The sequence below is a fragment of the Enterobacter sp. WP_7_1 genome, assembly GCF_003688535.1.
Taxonomy (GTDB): Bacteria; Pseudomonadota; Gammaproteobacteria; order Enterobacterales; family Enterobacteriaceae; genus Enterobacter; species Enterobacter asburiae.
Genome location: NZ_REFK01000002.1, coordinates 636,570 through 654,312, shown reverse-complemented (window position 1 = coordinate 654,312; position 17,743 = coordinate 636,570). Strand labels below are relative to the sequence as shown.

Annotated in this window: 16 protein-coding genes; 2 read left to right on the top strand and 14 right to left on the bottom strand. The window is 56.2% G+C overall.

From position 1 onward, the window contains the following. Positions 1-3: 3 nt before the first annotated feature. The 6 genes from tar to BJ885_RS12380 form a co-directional block, all read right to left on the bottom strand. Entirely contained in the window at positions 4-1,671 is a 1,668-nt protein-coding gene (tar, locus tag BJ885_RS12405; protein WP_121932043.1) for a methyl-accepting chemotaxis protein II, read from the bottom strand. Between the two features lie 84 nt (positions 1,672-1,755). Beyond that, the gene (locus BJ885_RS12400) at positions 1,756-2,718 is read right to left on the bottom strand and encodes a spore coat U domain-containing protein (protein WP_121932042.1); all 963 of its coding nucleotides are present in this window, start codon (positions 2,716-2,718) and stop codon (positions 1,756-1,758) included. Next, on the bottom strand, positions 2,715-5,099 hold the full coding sequence (locus tag BJ885_RS12395; protein ID WP_121932041.1) for a fimbria/pilus outer membrane usher protein: 2,385 nt from the start codon (positions 5,097-5,099) through the stop codon (positions 2,715-2,717). The genes BJ885_RS12400 and BJ885_RS12395 overlap by 4 nt, the downstream gene beginning before the upstream one ends. Next, positions 5,075-5,830 carry a molecular chaperone gene (locus BJ885_RS12390; protein WP_121932040.1) on the bottom strand — a complete coding sequence of 252 codons (756 nt, stop codon included), beginning with the start codon at positions 5,828-5,830 and terminating at the stop codon, positions 5,075-5,077. The genes BJ885_RS12395 and BJ885_RS12390 overlap by 25 nt, the downstream gene beginning before the upstream one ends. Before the next feature lie 16 nt (positions 5,831-5,846). Beyond that, positions 5,847-6,395: a spore coat U domain-containing protein gene (locus BJ885_RS12385; protein WP_029741329.1), complete on the bottom strand. Its 549-nt coding sequence runs from the start codon at positions 6,393-6,395 to the stop codon at positions 5,847-5,849. 12 nt (positions 6,396-6,407) lie between these two features. Further along, positions 6,408-6,980 carry a spore coat protein U domain-containing protein gene (locus BJ885_RS12380; RefSeq protein ID WP_121932039.1) on the bottom strand — a complete coding sequence of 191 codons (573 nt, stop codon included), beginning with the start codon at positions 6,978-6,980 and terminating at the stop codon, positions 6,408-6,410. Positions 6,981-7,409: 429 nt separating this feature from the next. Between BJ885_RS12380 and BJ885_RS12375 the strand changes: the two genes are divergently transcribed. Further along, positions 7,410-8,681, top strand: coding sequence for a dicarboxylate/amino acid:cation symporter (locus BJ885_RS12375; RefSeq protein ID WP_029741331.1), 1,272 nt, complete (start codon positions 7,410-7,412; stop codon positions 8,679-8,681). Between the two features lie 104 nt (positions 8,682-8,785). On the opposite strand, the gene cheW is transcribed toward BJ885_RS12375, so the two are convergent. The 6 genes from cheW to flhD form a co-directional block, all read right to left on the bottom strand. Further along, the gene (gene cheW / locus BJ885_RS12370) at positions 8,786-9,289 is read right to left on the bottom strand and encodes a chemotaxis protein CheW (RefSeq protein ID WP_023312262.1); all 504 of its coding nucleotides are present in this window, start codon (positions 9,287-9,289) and stop codon (positions 8,786-8,788) included. 19 nt (positions 9,290-9,308) lie between these two features. Further along, positions 9,309-11,342, bottom strand: a complete 2,034-nt coding sequence (gene cheA / locus BJ885_RS12365) for a chemotaxis protein CheA (RefSeq protein ID WP_121932038.1) — start codon at positions 11,340-11,342, stop codon at positions 9,309-9,311. Positions 11,343-11,346: 4 nt separating this feature from the next. Beyond that, the gene (gene motB / locus BJ885_RS12360; RefSeq protein WP_029741333.1) at positions 11,347-12,276 is read right to left on the bottom strand and encodes a flagellar motor protein MotB; all 930 of its coding nucleotides are present in this window, start codon (positions 12,274-12,276) and stop codon (positions 11,347-11,349) included. Continuing rightward, positions 12,273-13,160, bottom strand: a complete 888-nt coding sequence (motA, locus tag BJ885_RS12355) for a flagellar motor stator protein MotA (RefSeq protein ID WP_008500417.1) — start codon at positions 13,158-13,160, stop codon at positions 12,273-12,275. Before motA ends, motB begins: the two co-directional genes overlap by 4 nt. 123 nt (positions 13,161-13,283) lie before the next feature. Beyond that, positions 13,284-13,862, bottom strand: coding sequence for a flagellar transcriptional regulator FlhC (gene flhC, locus BJ885_RS12350; protein ID WP_013096051.1), 579 nt, complete (start codon positions 13,860-13,862; stop codon positions 13,284-13,286). A gap of 2 nt (positions 13,863-13,864) precedes the next feature. Next, complete coding sequence (flhD, locus tag BJ885_RS12345) at positions 13,865-14,215, bottom strand: flagellar transcriptional regulator FlhD (RefSeq protein ID WP_023336137.1); 351 nt, start codon at positions 14,213-14,215, stop codon at positions 13,865-13,867. Positions 14,216-15,009: 794 nt separating this feature from the next. Between flhD and uspC the strand changes: the two genes are divergently transcribed. After that, positions 15,010-15,438 carry a universal stress protein UspC gene (gene uspC, locus BJ885_RS12340; protein WP_121932037.1) on the top strand — a complete coding sequence of 143 codons (429 nt, stop codon included), beginning with the start codon at positions 15,010-15,012 and terminating at the stop codon, positions 15,436-15,438. A gap of 16 nt (positions 15,439-15,454) precedes the next feature. Here the strand turns inward: uspC and otsA are convergent, their stop codons facing one another. Together otsA and otsB are read right to left on the bottom strand one after the other, a co-directional pair. Then, the gene (gene otsA / locus BJ885_RS12335; RefSeq protein WP_029741334.1) at positions 15,455-16,879 is read right to left on the bottom strand and encodes an alpha,alpha-trehalose-phosphate synthase; all 1,425 of its coding nucleotides are present in this window, start codon (positions 16,877-16,879) and stop codon (positions 15,455-15,457) included. Further along, positions 16,854-17,657, bottom strand: a complete 804-nt coding sequence (gene otsB, locus BJ885_RS12330; RefSeq protein ID WP_121932036.1) for a trehalose-phosphatase — start codon at positions 17,655-17,657, stop codon at positions 16,854-16,856. Before otsB ends, otsA begins: the two co-directional genes overlap by 26 nt. Between the last annotated feature and the right edge of the window lie 86 nt (positions 17,658-17,743).

Genomic DNA, 17,743 nt, shown 5'->3' with positions numbered 1-17,743 from the left:
CAGTCAAAATGTTTCCCAGTTTTCATCTTGTCCGGTCGTCGCGGTGCGCGTACGGTTTGCAGCCGATTCAGCGGCTGGCGCGCGATACGTCGCCTGCGGGGTGACCGTGTTTCCAGCGAGTGAAGCGAGACGAAACGCCGAGACGGCCATCTTCAGACGGCTCGCCTGGTCTTCCAGAGCAGCGGCCGCCGCAGCGGACTCCTGCACCAGCGCGGCGTTTTGCTGTGTCACGCGATCCATTTCCGATACCGCCAGGGCAACCTGGTCGATACCACGACTCTGCTCATCGGACGCAGAGGCGATTTCACCCATGATGTCCGTCACGCGGGTGACGGCATTCACGATGTCATTCATGGTCTCCCCGGCGCTTTCCACCAGCACGGAGCCGGTATCCACGCGGGAGACGGAATCTTCAATCAGGGACTTGATCTCTTTTGCCGCGTTGGCGCTGCGGCTGGCCAGGTTGCGTACTTCCCCGGCCACCACGGCAAACCCGCGTCCCTGTTCGCCCGCACGCGCCGCTTCCACGGCGGCGTTCAGCGCCAGAATGTTGGTCTGGAAGGCAATGCCGTCGATGACGCTGATGATGTCGGCGATTTTCTTCGAGCTGTCGGCGATTTCGTGCATGGTTTTCACCACGCCATCCACCACGCGGCCGCCGCGCTGCGCCGTTTCGGAGGCGCTTTCCGCCAGCTGAGACGCCTGGCGGGCGTTATCGGCGTTCTGCTTCACGGTTGCGGTGAGCTGCTCCATGCTGGCGGCAGTCTCTTCCAGGGCGGACGCCTGCTGCTCGGTACGGGATGAGAGATCGTTATTCCCCATCGCAATTTCGCTGGTGCCGGTATAGATAGCCTCCGACCCGTTGCGCACGTTGGCGACGGTTTCGATTAACGAACGCTGCATATGGTCAACGCTGTTTGCCAGCTCGGTGATCTCATTGCGCCCGGAAACGGTCAGCGTTTTGGTCAGGTCACCGCCGGCAATTTCACGAATGTGGGCAATGACGCGCCCGAGAGGGTTCAGCAGGATATGGCGAATGCCGTACCAGACCGCGACCAGCACAATGACCAGCGCCAGCGCCAGCACGGCCATCTGCCATTTCGCAAAGCGGTAGTCATCCTGGCTTGCGGTAAAGGCCGAGTGGTACAGATCGCCACTGGCCTTCGCGTATTCCCCCAGCGCCGCGCCGAGTGCGTTTTGCATCCCCTGCGTTGGCTGCGCGAAATAGGCGTCCATGTTACCGCTCTCCAGGAACTGAATCAGCTCTGTCAGGCCGGTATGGTAGGCGTTGTATTTTTCATCGATGTTCTGGCTCACCTGCTCCATAGCAGGCTGCGGGGCGATCTTCTTGAAGGCGTCGTAATGTTTCGCGGCGTCAGCGAGGGTGGCACGGGCATTTTTCAACAGATCGGTTTTCGCGCTGCTCTGCTGATTGTTGGGGTCCATCATCATGCGCGCGGACGAGCGGCTCAGGTTGATACGCGTTTGCAGCATCAGATCCCACGTCGACGTGAGTTCACTCTGCTGCAGGCGGAGATCGTTCGAGGCCGCGAAGCTGTCCTGATTCTGTTTTAATGACGAGAAAAAAAGCCCGCCGGAGATGAGCTGAAGAAGTGCGAAAATGACCAGCACCATCATGAGCATTGTGACAACGCGGATACGGTTCAACATACAACACCTTCTCATAGATTTATTAACGGTGTTATCGGCACAGCCCACAGGAACTTTACATTTGCGAAAGGGAAAAGCGCGGGGTTAAAACGCCACGTCGACAATCAGCGTGTCTGTGTAGGTTCCGGCGGGCGGCGTGGCCTGATTGGTCAGGACTTTAGCGGTGTAGTTGAAGGTGCGCAGTAAACCGTCGGTACTGACCTGGGACGATACCGCGCTGGACCAGCGCTCGCTGCCGCTGCCGCCCCAGCGGTTACCGGTGGCTTCCTTATAGATGTCGTAGCTCATGGCGTTGCTGCCGCTCACCATCCGCCGCACGTTGTTCAGCGCGTTGGCACCGTTATTAATGCCGATGGTATACGAACTTCCTTTGGTACAGGTGACGGCAATCGCCTGTGAGACGGTGGGGAAACTTTGTACCAGCGGCGCGCTGTTGAAGTTCACATCTGGCGTGGTCATGGCGCTGCAGTCGTTGGTGACGGTCATATCTAACAGGATGGTGGTTGTCGCGGTTCCCGTCTGATTGATTGTGCAAACGCCGAGCGCGCCCACGGAGCAGACGCTGTAGTTAATGCTGAAGGTTAACTGCACCTGATATGGCCCGGCAGTGACGTTTTGCCCGGCGACGGTGCGGAAATAGAGCGGAATGTTGTACTGCTTTGACCCCAGCAACCCCAGCAGGTTATTCCCGCTCCAGGTATACGATTTACTTATCTGTACCTCGCTGCTGCTCGCGCATCCCGATAACCCGCACAGCCGGGTGGGGATCACGTCGGTGATGGCCGCATTATCCGTGCGTTTCATCGTGGCCCGGCTGCTGCCCGAAACCGATGCCGCGGTGTAGGTCAGCGTTACCGAGTCGCTGGTCAGCAGATTCAGCACGGCATCGCAGGCCACCACCAGCGTGCCGGTGGTTTGAACTTCCCCGGTTCCGCTGAGCGCGAACGAGGTAACGCTGCCAAACGACGCATTAACCGTACTGACGGTACACGCCGCCCAGCCGCCGCCGGAAAACAGCAGCAGGATCAACATCAGCAGGCGCGTCATGGCGCCTCCCGGCAAATCAGCGGCCCGTAGGTTTTCAGCTTATGCTCCGGATTGGCCCCCACGGTCAGAGTAGTCTTGCAGCGCCTCCCGTCAGGTGCGATCACCTCCAGCGGGTTCACATCGCTGAGATTTTCCAGCCAGGCGATGCCGTCATATCCCACCACCGCATTGCTGCGCGAGGCGCGTCGAACCTGGCTTCCCACCGGCAACGCCTTCCCGCGCGCGTCATGCAGAATAACGCTTGCCACCCGCTCCTGCTCCATCGGGAAATCGACCAGATAGCCGCTGTGGCGCCGAATCGCGATCCGGCGTTCGGTCTCTTTCAGACGGGTATCCGCCGGCAGATTCAGGGTATCAATCCGGTAGCTGGCCGGGTAATACGCCGATACCCCGCTGACCAGCAGGTAGCCGTTATTATTGGTTTTACCGACGGGCTGGTTCTCATAGCTGACGGGCACGTCCGGGTGGCCGTCGGTACTGATGACCACAAATGCATCGTTGATCTTATTCGCCGCGAACAGCTCGCCGTCCATCAGCACAACGGAACCCATCGCCTCGCCCCACCAGGTCATGGTATCTCTTTCGCCATAGCCGCCGCCCTGCAGCTCGATGTTGTTATTGCGCCAGCCCAGCGTACCCTGCTGATAATCACTGGATCTCGACTGGTTGGCCCAGGCCATGTTCCAGCTGAAGCCACCGTCAGAAGGCATGGAGTGGTTGTAGTTAATACGCTGGGTACTGCCTGCATCCGGAGTGTTTTCGAAGGTGACGGCAGCGCTGTCGCGCGCCCCCAACGGCACCTGCAGCGACAGCGCGACCGTCCAGTCTCCCCGCTGCCGATCCCGGCTGCCGGCCAGGTAAATGCTGCTCGCCCCCCACAGGTTGCGGCTCCAGGAGAGATTGAGCAGCTCGGTTTTTTGACTGTCAAAACTCTCCACGCCGATCCAGGCCGCACCGATGTTGCCGTACCGTCCCAGATTGAAGGTCAGCGAATACTGGTCCGTATTACGGCTAAAGCTGGCGACAGGCTTATCGTTTTCGTCATAAACCGTCGGCTGGTCGTAGAGGGCGAGATTGCCAAAGCCGCGGTCGCGACGCGTGTGCTGGGTGGCGACGCTAAACTCGCTGGTACTGTACTGGTAACCCCAGTTGATTTGCCCGCCCGCATCACCGCGCATGCGGCTTTGCGAGTAAGAGGTATTCACCACGCCAAACTGGCCGAGTTTTATTACCGTCCCCGCGCCGCCCAGCGCCAGCTCCTGCGCCCCTTCCGCGTGGCCCTCCAGCGTTAGCCAGTCCGTCATCCCGTAGCGATACGAGCCGCTGCCGGCTGCCGGACCGTAGTCAAAATTCTTGATACCGTAATTACGCCGCAGGCTGCCGAGCGTCACGGCGCCGTCGCTCAGCCCTTGCTTAAGCAGGTCGCTGGTGACGTAAAACGGTAGCGTGGTGCTTACCTGGCGCCCCAGCGCATCCGTCGTGACCAGCACCGCATCCCCGGCGCCGTTGATATAGGGCAGATTAGTCAGGGTGAAAGGCCCCGGCTGAAGCTGGGTTGAACCGGAGCGATAGCCGTTGATAAAGAGATCGACCGAAGTGGGTACCGCGGCTTCCCCCGCGAACTCGGGCAACGGCCATGTCACCAGGTCAGGACGCAGGGAGAAATCCCGCCCGACGCTTATCCCTCCCATCCGCACGCTGGAGCTCCAGCTCAGGGCATCGCTGATCACGTCCCCGGCGCTCCAGCTCATCGCGTCATCTTCGTTAGTGAACAGCAGGGTCGTGTCATAGCGGACATACCCTTCCTGCTGGCCGTGGTTACCGGTGAAATTTTCCCGCGCGTAACCGGTCGAGGAAAACGAGCCGTTCTCGTTGAAGTAGCGGAACTCATGCCAGATCGACGCCTGACCGCCGATATGTTCCGTGTGGTTGGTGTAGAGATCGTAATTCAGCAGCGCCCCGCGGCCGAAGTGCGGTTTGGCCTGCGCCGTTTGCGCGCTGAAAGGCGTCACGCGGGCCGTCACCCAGTCGCGGGGAACGGTCAGCAGCAGGCGCTGCGCTGCGCTGTCGTACTCCACCCGAACCTGAGCAAGCGAGGAGAGATTTACCTCCCCGGTGGGAACGTGCGCCGGGGGCAGCCCCGCGCGCAGCAAATCGGCGCTGGAGATAAAGAAAGCGCCTTTACGCTGCGTCACGGGCACGACCAGGCCGGTATCGTAGTGGTTGAGCACGAGGGCAAGCTGGAAAACCGCTACATCATTTATCGCCTGTGCCTGGGGAGGTGGCGGTAAACTGTCGTCGCCGGGCTCGGCCAGGGTCGCGGAACTGACGCATAGCAGTACCATCATCGCCGGCTTCAGTTGACGGGCGTCGACTGCCATTGTTCGTCCCTGGCATTAATCTGCGCGCTCATCCGCTCTGGCTGGCGAACGCCAGCGGGTATGGGCCAGCTGCGGGTGCTGCCCGGCAGGACGTAACCCAGCAATCCTTCCGCCACCGTGCGTTTCTGACCTCCCTGCTCCAGCGCCACCTGGCTCAGCCTGACGTGGACATCCCCCCGATTTTTGACCACCAGAGCAGGCTTACCCTCAGCCTGCGTCACCCGCCAGCTCAGATTTCGGGTTTCAACCATCGCGTGGTGTGCACCCTCTTTTATGGTCGGGATCCCCTGTCCATACACGAACAGAGGGATGGAGTAACGCATCTGCAGTTTCAGGCCGATGGCGGGTTCGGCTTTGGCATCCGGCTGGGGGATTTCATCGACGATAATGCGATAGGCCTGTTCGACCCCTGCGGGAACCGAAGCCTGTTTGATAAGGCGAATAAGCTGCTTGCTGCCCGTGCCAATCGTGACGATCGGCGGGCTGGCGACCACGTCCTGCTGCGCGGTATAACGCTCGTGTCCGTCCTCCTGCTTCCAGCGCACGATGCGGACCTGCATCGTCGTGGCGCTGTTTCCCTGGTTCTGGATCCACAGCTCCGTGGCGTTAGCGTCCGCAGCGAGCCACGGATCGATCGGCCAGAGCAGGATGGTGGCCGCCGCCTGCGCCTGGCCAGCAACCGCCATTCCCAACGCGCCCGCCAGACAAACCGGTCTGAAAAATGGCTTCATCAACGCTCTCCCTTTATTACCATGACAAGGTCACGGTGAGCTGATCGGAATAGGTTCCCGCCGGGCTAAACCCGGTCAGTAGCGCCACGCCAAAAAGCGGCAGCGCGATGTTATTGCTGTTGGTATAGGTCACCGCTATCGCCTGGTTGACGCCAATTTCGCTGTTCGCGGCCAGCGAGCTGCTGCTGTAGAGCCGGTATGGCACCATATCGACGCCGTTCGCGCGCTTCATGCGGCGAACGGATGAATAATTTTGACCGCCATTAATGCTCATGCTCAGCGCCACGCCTGGCGTACAGGCAATAGACAACGCCCCGTTTGGCACAAAGCTGGTGCTGACCGGCGCGCTCTCGACGCCGTTATGGCTGCCAAAATCCAGCGTACCGAGAAGCCCTCCGCTACCGGTGGCCACCGCGCACCCCGGGACAATCGTCGCGCTGACCTTAAACGACTGGGATGTCACCGCATCCGCCGTGGGCATCATGATCAATCCGACGATCAGCGCGAAAAAAGGCTGCACGCGTCCCTCTGCGCATTTGCGCAGACCTGTGAGAGATGCCTTCATGGCGGTTCGGGACTAGTAGGTGACGCTGACGTTAATCGTGTCGGTGTAGGTTCCCGGGACGACCGTCACGCTGTTACCACCGCCGGTAATCCGTCCGTACAGGGTGTAACTGTCCACCCCGCCCGCCGTGGACGCGATCGGCAGCGCGGCGTTATTGGCAATCACGGTGTTAAATCCGCTGTCGCTGTACAGGCTGTAGGCCACGCCCTGTGCCGCGTTGGCCGTATTCACCAGATAGCGTTCAGGCGTACCCGGCGAACCGACAACCGAGCCGGGCGCGGTGGAGTGGGTATTACCGGTGATCGCGACCGTATAGCTGGCGGTCGTACATTGAATGGTGAAGGTGTTTCCGCCGCTGGCGCCGCTCAGCTGCGTCGTAAGCGTGGAAAAGGTTGCCGGATGGGTACCGAAATCGAGCGTGCCGAAGTTAATGCCACTTTGTGCGGGCGAGCCGTTTATCAGACACCCGTTTGTCAGCGTCAGCGTTGCACCGATGGTGCCGCTGCTGGTGACGGCCAGCGCCTGATGAGGCGTTGCCGCAGCCAGTAAGGTGCCTGCGCAGATCAAAAGAAGTTTTCTTTTCATTTACCACCCTCCAGAAGACGTCTCCGTTCCCTAGCCACATTTTATTTTTGTCGTTCAAGATGTTAGCCCCGCTTAACGTTCCTCTGAGGGGGTTATTGTGAATTTAGTTTACGGATATCGCTTCGACCACCTGCCCCACGACGCATAAGGCATATGTCTTATTGACTTAATTTTCATATTAATAACAAGTGGTTAAATTCATTTAATCCGCGATTTTATATTTTCCGGAGAGAATATATCCATTAATATGTGACGCAGATCACAATATATCGTCAGAGCAATAACAACAAAATTAATAAAACTTAAAAAGGAGTTGTATCCCCCTACACTTTGCGTCAATTTATGTGCCGAATAATTTCCTGCATCGTAATAAAAAATTTATATGTATCGATGCGGGCTACATCTGAAGCGCATAGAGGGTCTTTTTTCGTGGCAAGTGCAAACAAACTCACACTCTTCATCGTGATATTCATGCTGGCGGGTATTCTTTCAGGGGCAGCAATTCATGAGTATGCATCTGCGGATGCCATCACAGCCTGGTCGGATAATATTACCCTTCTGACCGATATTTTCCTCCGTCTGATCAAAATGGTCATTGCACCATTGGTCTTCAGCACGCTCACCGTCGGCATTATGAAGCTGGGCGAAACCTCCACCATTGGCCGCGTTGGCGGCAAAGCGATGGTGTGGTTTATCAGCTCATCCGTGCTCTCTATTCTGGTTGGCCTGTTTATCGTCACGCTGGAGCATCCGGGAAGCGGTCTGAACCTGACGGTTCCAACCGAAGCGGTGGATACCGGTCTGGCCGTGGGCGGCATGACGCTGAAAGCGTTCCTGTCACACACCATTCCGACCAGTATCGCGGGGGCGATGTCGAACAATGAGATCCTGCAGATTGTGGTGTTCTCGATGTTCTTCGGCATCGGCGGCGCGTCGCTGGGACAGAAATTCAACGCGCCGCTGGTGGCCGCGCTGGATGTGGTTTCCCATATCATGCTGAAGGTAACGGGTTACGTGATGTACGTTGCTCCGCTGGCCATTTTCGCGGCGATTTCATCCGTCATTGCCACGCAGGGTCTGGGCATTCTGCTGAACTACGCCTCCTTTATTGGCGGCTACTATGTTGCCATTCTTCTCACCTGCATGGTGCTGCTGGCCGTGGGTTACATGGTGCTGAAAAAAGAGGTGTTTCGCCTGGTCAGCATGCTGAAGGATCCGGTCCTGGTGGCCTTTACCACCAGCAGCTCTGAAGCCGCCTACCCTAAAACGCTGGAGCAGCTGGAGCGCTTCGGCTGCTCGCGCAACATCGCCTCTTTCGTTCTGCCGATTGGCTACTCCTTCAACCTGGTGGGTTCGATGGTGTACTGCTCTTTCGCCTCGATGTTTATCGCTCAGGCGTACAACATTCACCTGAGCTTCTCGGAAGTGACCGTGCTGATGCTGACCCTGATGCTGGCCTCAAAAGGGATTGCGGGCGTACCGCGTTCATCCCTGGTGGTGCTGGCAGCAACCATTCCGAGCTTTAATATTCCGGTGGCGGGTATTCTGCTGCTGATGGGGATCGACCACTTCCTGGACATGGGCCGTTCCGCAATTAACGTGCTGGGGAATGGTATTGCTACCGCGATGCTGTCGCAGAATGAAGGCGCGCGAGAAGCTGAAGCTGAAGCGGAAGCGGAGCTGGTAAAGCAGGAAGCATAAGGTGAAAAAAAGGGTGAGGCCTGATGCCCTCACCCCTGCCCTCTCCCTGTGGGAGAGGAAGCAAACACAAAAAACGGCAACCTGGGTTGCCGTTTTGCATTTACCTACGCTACGTGACTCGCGGCGATATCCAGCAGCGCCATCTCATCGCTGTTCAGCAGCTTCTCAATGTTCACCAGAATCAGCATACGCTCGCCGAGCGCGCCCAGGCCGGTCAGGTATTCGGTCGACAGCGTGACCGCAAACTCTGGCGCAGGACGAATTTGGTCAGAGGTCAGGGAAAGCACATCAGATACGCCATCCACCACGATACCAACCACGCGCTGCCCCAGATTCAGAACGATCACCACGGTGTTGTCGTCGTAGTCAACGTCGCCCTGGCTGAACTTCACGCGCAGATCCACGATTGGCACAATGACGCCACGCAGGTTGGTGACACCTTTAATAAAAGCAGGCGTGTTAGCGATGCGGGTAACCTGGTCGTAACCACGGATTTCCTGCACTTTCAGGATATCGATGCCGTACTCCTCATCGCCTAAAGTGAATACCAGGAATTCCTGCCCTGATGGCTCGCCCGCCAGCTTCGTTACATTACTCATACCGGTCATGTTATTACCTTCTACTTAATCAGGCGGCTGTGTACGCCACACGTTGTTCACGATTTAATCCCTGAAGCGCCGACACGTCGACGATCAGCGCCACGCTACCATCACCCAGAATGGTGGCGGCAGAAATACCCGGCACTTTGCGGTAGTTGCTTTCGAGGTTCTTCACTACAACCTGGTGCTGGCCAATCAGCTGATCGACCAGCAGCGCGTAGCGACGGCCCGCGCTTTGCAGGATCACAACGATGCCCTGCGTGGCCTCTGTCTTCGCCCCGTCCACTTCGAACACTTTCCACAGTTCCACCAGCGGCAGGTACTCACCGCGCACTTCGAGGACGCGCTCGCCGCCCGCCAGCGGATGCAGATCTTCTTCACGCGGCTGCAGGGATTCCATCACGGCGTTCAGCGGCAGGATAAAGACTTCGTCCGCCACTTTGACTGACATGCCGTCGAGGATCGCCAGCGTCAGCGGCAGCAGGATGCGAATGGTGGTGCCGGAACCCTGTTTAGACTGGATCTCAACGTGGCCGCCCATCTCCTGGATGTTACGTTTCACCACGTCCATGCCCACACCGCGTCCGGACACGTCGGTCACCTGCTCTGCGGTAGAGAAGCCCGGGGCGAAGATCAGCATGCCCACTTCTTCGTCGGTCATGTTTTCATTGACCGCCATCCCCTGCGAAATCGCTTTTGCCAGGATGCGCTCGCGGTTAAGCCCCGCGCCGTCATCGGTCACTTCGATGCAGATGTTCCCGCCCTGGTGTTCCGCAGAGAGGATCAGGTTACCGACCGGGGATTTTCCGGCGGCAATGCGGTTTTCCGGCAGTTCGATACCGTGGTCGAGGCTGTTACGCACCAGGTGCGTTAACGGGTCGATAATGCGCTCGATCAGGCTCTTATCCAGTTCGGTTGAGCTGCCCATCAGGGTCAGTTCAATCTGTTTATTCAGCTTGCTGGCAAGGTCGCGGACCAGACGCGGGAAGCGGCTGAAGACATATTCCATCGGCATCATACGGATGGACATGACCGATTCCTGCAGGTCGCGGGCGTTACGCTGCAGCTGACCCATGCTGGTGATCAGATCGCCGTGCGTGACCGGGTCCAGTTCGTTAGAACGCTGTGCCAGCATCGACTGGGTGATCACCAGTTCGCCAACCAGGTTAATCAGCTGGTCGACCTTCTCAACGGCAACGCGGATGCTGGTTGACTCGCTGGAGCGCGCGGCAGGTTTTTCACCACGGCCAGGTGCCGCGGCCTCTTTTGGCACGGCCTTCAGCGCCGGAGCCGCAGCCGGTGCGGCGGCCTGAGCGACAACGGCCACCTCTTCCGCAGCGGCAGGGGCGTCAACCGCGGCCGTTTCGGTTTCGGTTTCGAAGGCGATCTGGTCAGCTTCAATCACAAAGCACAGTACCGCCACGATATCGTCCTGGCCAATACCGTCATCAAGCGTCGCGGCAAGGCTGTCTTTGCCTTTTACCACGTTGCTTAATTTCGCCAGGTTACCCAGCTCTTCTTCCAGCAGGTTAACTTCACTCTCTTTAAGGCGTGACAGCACAACGCGCAGTTTGCCCGCTTGTGCAGCGGCTGGCGCGGCCTCGTCGGCAGCAACCGCATCGACAACGCTCAGTTTCGCCGCAGGGACAACGGCTGCAGCGACCTCACCTTTTGCTTCCAGGGCGAGCTGGCGCAGCGCATTGCAGATGTATTCAAAGCTGGCGGCATCAGGCTCTGCCGAACTTTTATAGGCGTCGAGCTGTTCCTGCATAATATCTTTGGTTTCCAAAAACAGGTTGATAATGTCGGTATTGAGCTGCATCTCACCGCGTCGCGCTTCATCAAGCAGGTTTTCCATTAAATGGGTCGTTTCCTGCAGGATGGTAAATCCAAACGTTCCGGCTCCGCCTTTAATAGAGTGCGCCGCACGGAAGATGGCATTGAGCTGCTCGGAGTCCGGTGCTTCGGGCACCAAATCGAGCAAGTGTTGCTCCATATCGGCCAACAATTCGTCGGCTTCATCAAAGAATGTCTGGTAAAAATCGCTAATATCCATGCTCACGCTATCACCTCGGATTGGCTGGTGGCGATGTTGGAACGGCAGCCGAAGGAACGGCCCCAGGCTGTTTTAAATCGTCCAGTGACTCATTCTGACTTTCGGCGTTTTCATGCAGGATGGCCTGCTCCGCCTGCTGGTTCAGCACTAGAAGACTGATACGACGGTTGATGGCATCATCCGGCCCGCGGTCGGAAACGCGCATGGTTGCGGCCATGCCGACTACGCGCAGTACCTTGCCATCATCAAGCCCACCTACCACCAGCTCGCGACGCGAGGCGTTGGCACGATCGGCAGAAAGCTCCCAGTTGCTGTATCCCTTCTCCCCACTGGCGTACGGGAAATCATCCGTGTGTCCTGACAGGCTGATTCGGTTAGGAATGCCGTTCAGCACCGGTGCAATACCGCGCAGAATGTCGCGCATGTACGGTTCGACTTCCGCACTCCCGGTTTTAAACATTGGGCGGTTCTGGCTGTCGATAATTTGAATACGCAGCCCTTCCTGCACCAGGTCGATCTTCAGATGCGGGCGCAGCGCGCGCAGCTTTGGATCCGCTTCAATCAGCTGATCGAGATCGCCCCGCAGTTTCTTCAGACGTGCCTGCTCCATCTTTCTTTTCAGCTCGTCGATGTTCGGCTCTTTTTTCACCTCACCCTTCTGCTGGGTGTAATCATCGCCGCCGCCCGGGATCGGGCTTTCGCTGTTAGAGATACGCGGCCCGCCGGCCACCGCCGTTGCCAGCGGCGTTCGGAAATATTCGGCAATCTGGATCAGTTCTTTTGGGCTGGAGATGGAGATCAGCCACATCACCAGAAAGAACGCCATCATTGCGGTCATAAAGTCGGCGTACGCAATTTTCCACGAGCCGTGTGCGCCATGCCCGCCGCCCTTGTGCTTGCGTTTTTTTACGATGACGATCGGATGGGACTGGTTTTTCATGCGTCCTCAGTTGTCGTCTGTTGGTTTGGGTTTTTCACCGCACGCACGTGTTCTTCAAGCTCGATAAACGACGGACGCTCGCTGGAGTAAAGCGTTTTACGGCCAAACTCAACCGCGATCGGTGGCGCGTAACCGTTGAGGTTAGAGAGCAGCGTGATCTTCACGCACTGCATCATTTTGGTGGTTTCCGCGCTCTTCTGGCGCAGAACGCTCGCCAGCGGCGAAATGAAGCCGTACGCCAGCAAAATACCGAGGAAAGTTCCCACCATCGCGTGGGCAATCAGCGCGCCCAGCTCGGCTGCCGGACGGTCTGCCGAGGCCAGGGCGTGAACCACGCCCATTACCGCAGCAACGATACCGAATGCCGGAAGCGAGTCGCCGACCAGCGCCAGGCTGTTGGCCGGCACTTCAGATTCGCTTTCGTGGGTTTCGATCTCTTCGTCCATCAGCGCTTCGATTTCGAAGGTATTCATGTTGCCGCTGATGATGAGTCGCAGATAGTCGACGATGAAATCCAGCATCATGGCGTCAGCAAGTATTCGCGGATAGCTGGCAAAAATTTCGCTCTCTTTCGGGTTTTCAATATCCCGTTCCAGCGAGAACATGCCCTGCTGACGCGACTTCGCCATCAGGCGATAGAGCAGTGCCAGCAGATCCATATACATACTTTTGGTGTATTTCGAGCGACGGAACAGCAACGGAATCGCTTTCAGCGTGCCCTTGATCGATTTACCGTTGTTACCAACGATAAAAGCCCCTACCCCTGCGCCGCCGATGATAATAAGTTCAGCCGGTTGATAGAGTGCTCCAAGGTGCCCGCCGGTCATCATGTAACCGCCGAAAACTGTACCGAGAACTACCAGGTAACCTAATAAGATAAGCACGACATCATCCTTCCGCTAGTGACTATGGCAAGGACGTCCAGCTCGCAGCGTTTACCGTTTGCGGGGTAAAAAAAAGCAGCGGTAATTGCTTACCGCTGCTGGAATCTTTCCCACACGTTCGGGTTAAACAGCTTGTTCGATCTGTTCATCCAGCAGTTGTGGAATAATATCGGCAGCATCCCGGGAAAGTTTACGTCTTTTTACTGCGCGGGATGGAGGCTGACATAAACTACAGGCGAAGCTGCCTGCAGGCTGATGAGCATGGGTAATAAAATTGCCGTCGCAGCAGTTGCAGCGCGACAGTTCAAGCATTCCGCTCTCAACAAAACGCACCAGCGTCCATGCGCGGGTCAGCGCCAGCAGAGGGCCTTCTTCCTGCTGTGGGCATTGTTCAAGGTAAAGTTTGTACGCTTTGATCACGGCGTCAACGCCGCTGCACAAACCGGTTTTGAGAAGATACTGCCAGGCATTACAGAACATGGAAGCGTGAATATTCTGCTCCCACGTCATAAACCAGTCGGTAGAAAACGGCAGCATGCCTTTCGGCGGGGGACTACCACGTAACTCTTTGTACAGTTTGATGAGACGGCCACGGCTCAGCTGAGTCTCGCTTTCCAGCATTTGTAAACGAGCACCCAGTGTAATCAGCTCCATGGCCAACTGTATGTCACGCGCTTCCTGAACAATGCTTTTCTCGCTCATTGCTAGGCCCTTTTCTTACGGGCTGCGTCATCAGGCTGGCTGATTTCGTTAAGCAAGCGAGTGGAAAGAAGAATACCGGTATGGATCTGTTGAAGATCGTCCACACGGGAATCCTGCGTCAGACGCGTTATTGTCTGCGAATCATCGAAACGGAACTGGCAAACCAGTTGATTCGTTTCAGCCAGTTTAACCATCTGCGGGAGGGTTAAACCGCCCAGCATGGTTGCCATCTCTTCGTTAATACCCAGACGAAACATCGCGGACGCCTTGTCCTGACTAATCAAACGCTGCGCGAGCAGTAAATACGACAAATTGATGTCATAGATATGTTTTAGCAACTCGGATGTATGCATTGTTCCCATCCCGAATAACCAACTATTATTTTTATGCGGAAAGACCGCACCCCGTGATGTCGCCGGGAAATCACCCGGTATAAAAAAGAAAAGGCTAAATGCATAGTTGAATTTAGGTTTGTATTCACTAAAACCGTAAGAGAGAAACCGCGAATGCGTCTCTTACATGATTTATCATTTCTTACAAATAACTAAGATTTTTCCTAATTCGACGCAAACTCTACTCGTCAGTTTTGTCACATACAATCCAGCCACCCTCAAATTTAAAAAAAATGTGATCCACGTCACACAATTTAAGTGAATATGACCCATAAATCCATCAGTATGACTTGTAATTTGTTCAAAATTTAGCCAATCGGTACTGTTTTGTATTCTTAATTGACGAATACTCATGCAGAAGGGTGATCCAAACTGGCATGCAACGTGCTTTTCCTACCGTAAGCGCCGCGCGGAAACATTTACATCAGATCCCTCTCCTGGAAACATTTTTCTTACCGTGAAAAAACATATAGTTATGCAGGTAGCACAAAAAAGATGTTTCAGGACGTGATCATTCGAAATGAGTTTGTAACGCATCAAAACGATTTAACAGTCAAAGCGTGGATTTGTGTGATTTACGTTAAGTTGTTAATTTTTTTCATTTAGGCGCATTTTTCAGTTATTCTTCTTATAAGAATAATTAATGAATAATTATGATAAGCTTCACACTAATGTCGTAATCTGCTCTTGCAGAACCAGGGATTTCGCGGTAAAGGTGGTTAAACGCTGTCTTTCAGACATATAAGGAGTGCGCCATGAGTTACTCCCATCTTCTTGTTTCCGTTGCAGTTTCCCCCGAAAGTCATCAGCTCGTCGCCCGGGCAGTTTCCATTGCCAGACCCCACAATGCCCGCATCAGCCTCATCACGCTCGCCGCAGAGCCAGAGATGTATAATCAGCTGGCCGCGCCCATGCTGGAGGATATTCGCGAGGTTCTGCAGGAAGAAACGCAGCAATTTCTGCGCGAATTAGTGGAAGAGGCACAATATCCTGTTTATGAGACCGTTATTGCGACCGGGGAACTGAACGCCCATATTCTCGATATGTGTCGTAAACAAAATATTGATTTAGTGATTTGCGGGAACCATAACCACAGCTTTTTATCGCGGGCAGCCTGCGCGGCGAAATCTATTGTCGCGTCAAGCCAGGTCGATGTGCTGTTAGTGCCGCTTGGGGGGCATTAGCCCCCCCAGCAGTAAATCAGGCGAGTTTAGGGAAGGTCGCGATCTTTTTTTGCAGATCGCCTTCATGACTTTGCGGAGCGATATCCCGGAGATCCTGAATAAAACGCGCCTGCCAGTGGTTAATATCGTTCTTCCGGATTGTCTCCATCATGTCAGCATGGCGGGAAATACGTTCCGTGAGCGGCATTGTCAGGGCGCGATTCAGCGCGTTAGCCACGTCATCCCTGTCGTAAGGGTTAACGATGAGCGCCGACGTGAGCTCATTTGCGGCCCCGGCAAACTGGGAAAGCACCAGAACACCCGGGTCGGCAGGATCCTGGGCCGCCACATACTCTTTCGCCACCAGGTTCATCCCGTCGCGCAGCGGCGTGACCAGCCCAACGTCCGCATAGCGGAAGACCTTCATCAGGATCTTACGGTCAAAGTGCTGATTCAGGTAAAACAGCGGCGTCCAGCCCAGCTGGCCGTAGCGGCCATTAATGCGCCCTGCTTCTGTCTCCAGCTGATGGCGAATATCCTGATAGGCCTGAACCTCACCGCGCGACGTCGGCGCAATCTGGGTATAGCGAATTTTCCCGTGATGCTGCGGGTATTTATCCAGCAGCGTTTCATACGCCAGGAAGCGTTCCGGCAGCCCTTTGGAATAATCAAGACGCTCAACCGAGAAGATATTTTTTACGTGCTTGAGTTCATTCTTAAGCTGCGCCAGCTTCGGCGGCAGCGGGCCGGAAGCCTGCTCCGCGATTTCGTCAGGTTCAATCCCTATTGGATAGACCTCGGTGTGGAAGGTTTTCCCCCACGCCGTATGGGTTTTCCCGCCTTTGGTTACCAGACGCGCTTTACCTGACACGGAGTCAAGGAACGCGAGGCGGTCATTTTCGGTCTGGAAGCCCAGCAAATCGTAATCACACAGCGCCTCCAGCAATTCTTCATGCGGCGGCAGCGCGGTAAAAATTTCCGGCGTCGGGAACGGGATGTGCAGGAAGAAGCCAATGCGGTTATTTACCCCTCTTTTTCGCAGCTCGCGCGCGAAGGGCAACAGGTGATAATCGTGGATCCATAAAATATCGTCTTCTTCGATTAATGGCAGCAGTTTATCCGCCAGCAGCGCATTCACGCGCGAGTAGCCTTCGAAGGATTCACGCTGGAATTTGACCAGGTCAAGACGATAGTGGAACGCAGGCCACAGGACGGCATTTGAGAACTGCGAGTAATACTCGTCATAGTCTTTCTCTTTCAATGCAAATGAAGCCCACGTAATGTTTCCGCGCGTCACCTTTTTGAGCGGTTTCTCTTCTTCACTGATTTCTCCACTCCAGCCAAACCACAGCCCGCCAGCGGCTTTTAAGGCACCTAACACCCCTACCGCCAGGCCACCTGCACTGGCTTTTTTATCGTCAGGCGGTGCGATTCGGTTAGAGACGACGACTAAGCGACCCATAATGGTTTCCCCCTTTGCTTTGCGCTATTTGTTGTTGTTGCTGGTTAGCGATGTCAGATATCCACTGCCAGACGCTGGCGACATCCGCCAGCCGCCATTCGGCAACCGTGTCACCAGGCCCCACCTTGACGGCGATCCCTCCGGCCTGATTCACCACGCGAAACCCGGCCTCGTCGGTCAGGTCATCCCCAATGAAAACGGGCGTTCGCCCTTTGAAAGGCGGCGACGCCATAAACGCGGCGATGGCCGCGCCTTTATTAATCCCTTTTGGTTTTAACTCCACTACGCATTTGCCGGGCTGCAACGCCAGCTGTGGATGGGCATCCGCAACCGTCTGAGCCAGCGCAAGCACGGCCTCCTCATGCTGCGGCGACTGACGATAATGCAGGGCAAAGGCCATGCCTTTGGCTTCCAGTTCGGTGCCAGGCAGCGCTTCCAGCGCAGCAGAAAGCTGCTTCTGGAGCGTTTGCGTGAGTGCGTCAGGGAGTGAAACGATATGCGTGTGATCATGGATGTCGCGGCGCTCCGCTCCGTGTACACCGGCCAGCGGAAAGTGGTAAGGACTGGCGAGCGTATCCAGCTCGGCCATTGAGCGCCCTGATATCAATGCCAGTGCTCCCTCATTCATGAGCGAGAGCTGATGCAAATCCTGTAACACCGCATCCGGAATAGACACCTGGTCAGGGTGCGGTTTTATCCCGGCGAGCGTGCCGTCGAGATCGAAAAAGAAAGCATAGTGTCCGGGCAGTACAGGCGGTGCGGTTAACATGTCAGCCACCCTTTTCCTCCTTACGGTTTACGAGAGGTAAACGCCTTTACCTCTTTCATAGCCATGTAAGTATAGACAGTGTGACGTCGCTCGCC

What these genes read in the sequence shown, in the direction of transcription:
- tar (WP_121932043.1), bottom strand. Translation starts at nt 1,671, where the DNA reads ATGTTGAACCGTATCCGCGTTGTCACAATGCTCATGATGGTGCTGGTC.
- BJ885_RS12400 (WP_121932042.1), bottom strand. Translation starts at nt 2,718, where the DNA reads ATGACGCGCCTGCTGATGTTGATCCTGCTGCTGTTTTCCGGCGGCGGC.
- BJ885_RS12395 (WP_121932041.1), bottom strand. Translation starts at nt 5,099, where the DNA reads ATGGCAGTCGACGCCCGTCAACTGAAGCCGGCGATGATGGTACTGCTA.
- BJ885_RS12390 (WP_121932040.1), bottom strand. Translation starts at nt 5,830, where the DNA reads ATGAAGCCATTTTTCAGACCGGTTTGTCTGGCGGGCGCGTTGGGAATG.
- BJ885_RS12385 (WP_029741329.1), bottom strand. Translation starts at nt 6,395, where the DNA reads ATGAAGGCATCTCTCACAGGTCTGCGCAAATGCGCAGAGGGACGCGTG.
- BJ885_RS12380 (WP_121932039.1), bottom strand. Translation starts at nt 6,980, where the DNA reads ATGAAAAGAAAACTTCTTTTGATCTGCGCAGGCACCTTACTGGCTGCG.
- cheW (WP_023312262.1), bottom strand. Translation starts at nt 9,289, where the DNA reads ATGACCGGTATGAGTAATGTAACGAAGCTGGCGGGCGAGCCATCAGGG.
- motB (WP_029741333.1), bottom strand. Translation starts at nt 12,276, where the DNA reads ATGAAAAACCAGTCCCATCCGATCGTCATCGTAAAAAAACGCAAGCAC.
- flhC (WP_013096051.1), bottom strand. Translation starts at nt 13,862, where the DNA reads ATGAGCGAGAAAAGCATTGTTCAGGAAGCGCGTGACATACAGTTGGCC.
- flhD (WP_023336137.1), bottom strand. Translation starts at nt 14,215, where the DNA reads ATGCATACATCCGAGTTGCTAAAACATATCTATGACATCAATTTGTCG.
- uspC (WP_121932037.1), top strand. Translation starts at nt 15,010, where the DNA reads ATGAGTTACTCCCATCTTCTTGTTTCCGTTGCAGTTTCCCCCGAAAGT.
- otsA (WP_029741334.1), bottom strand. Translation starts at nt 16,879, where the DNA reads ATGGGTCGCTTAGTCGTCGTCTCTAACCGAATCGCACCGCCTGACGAT.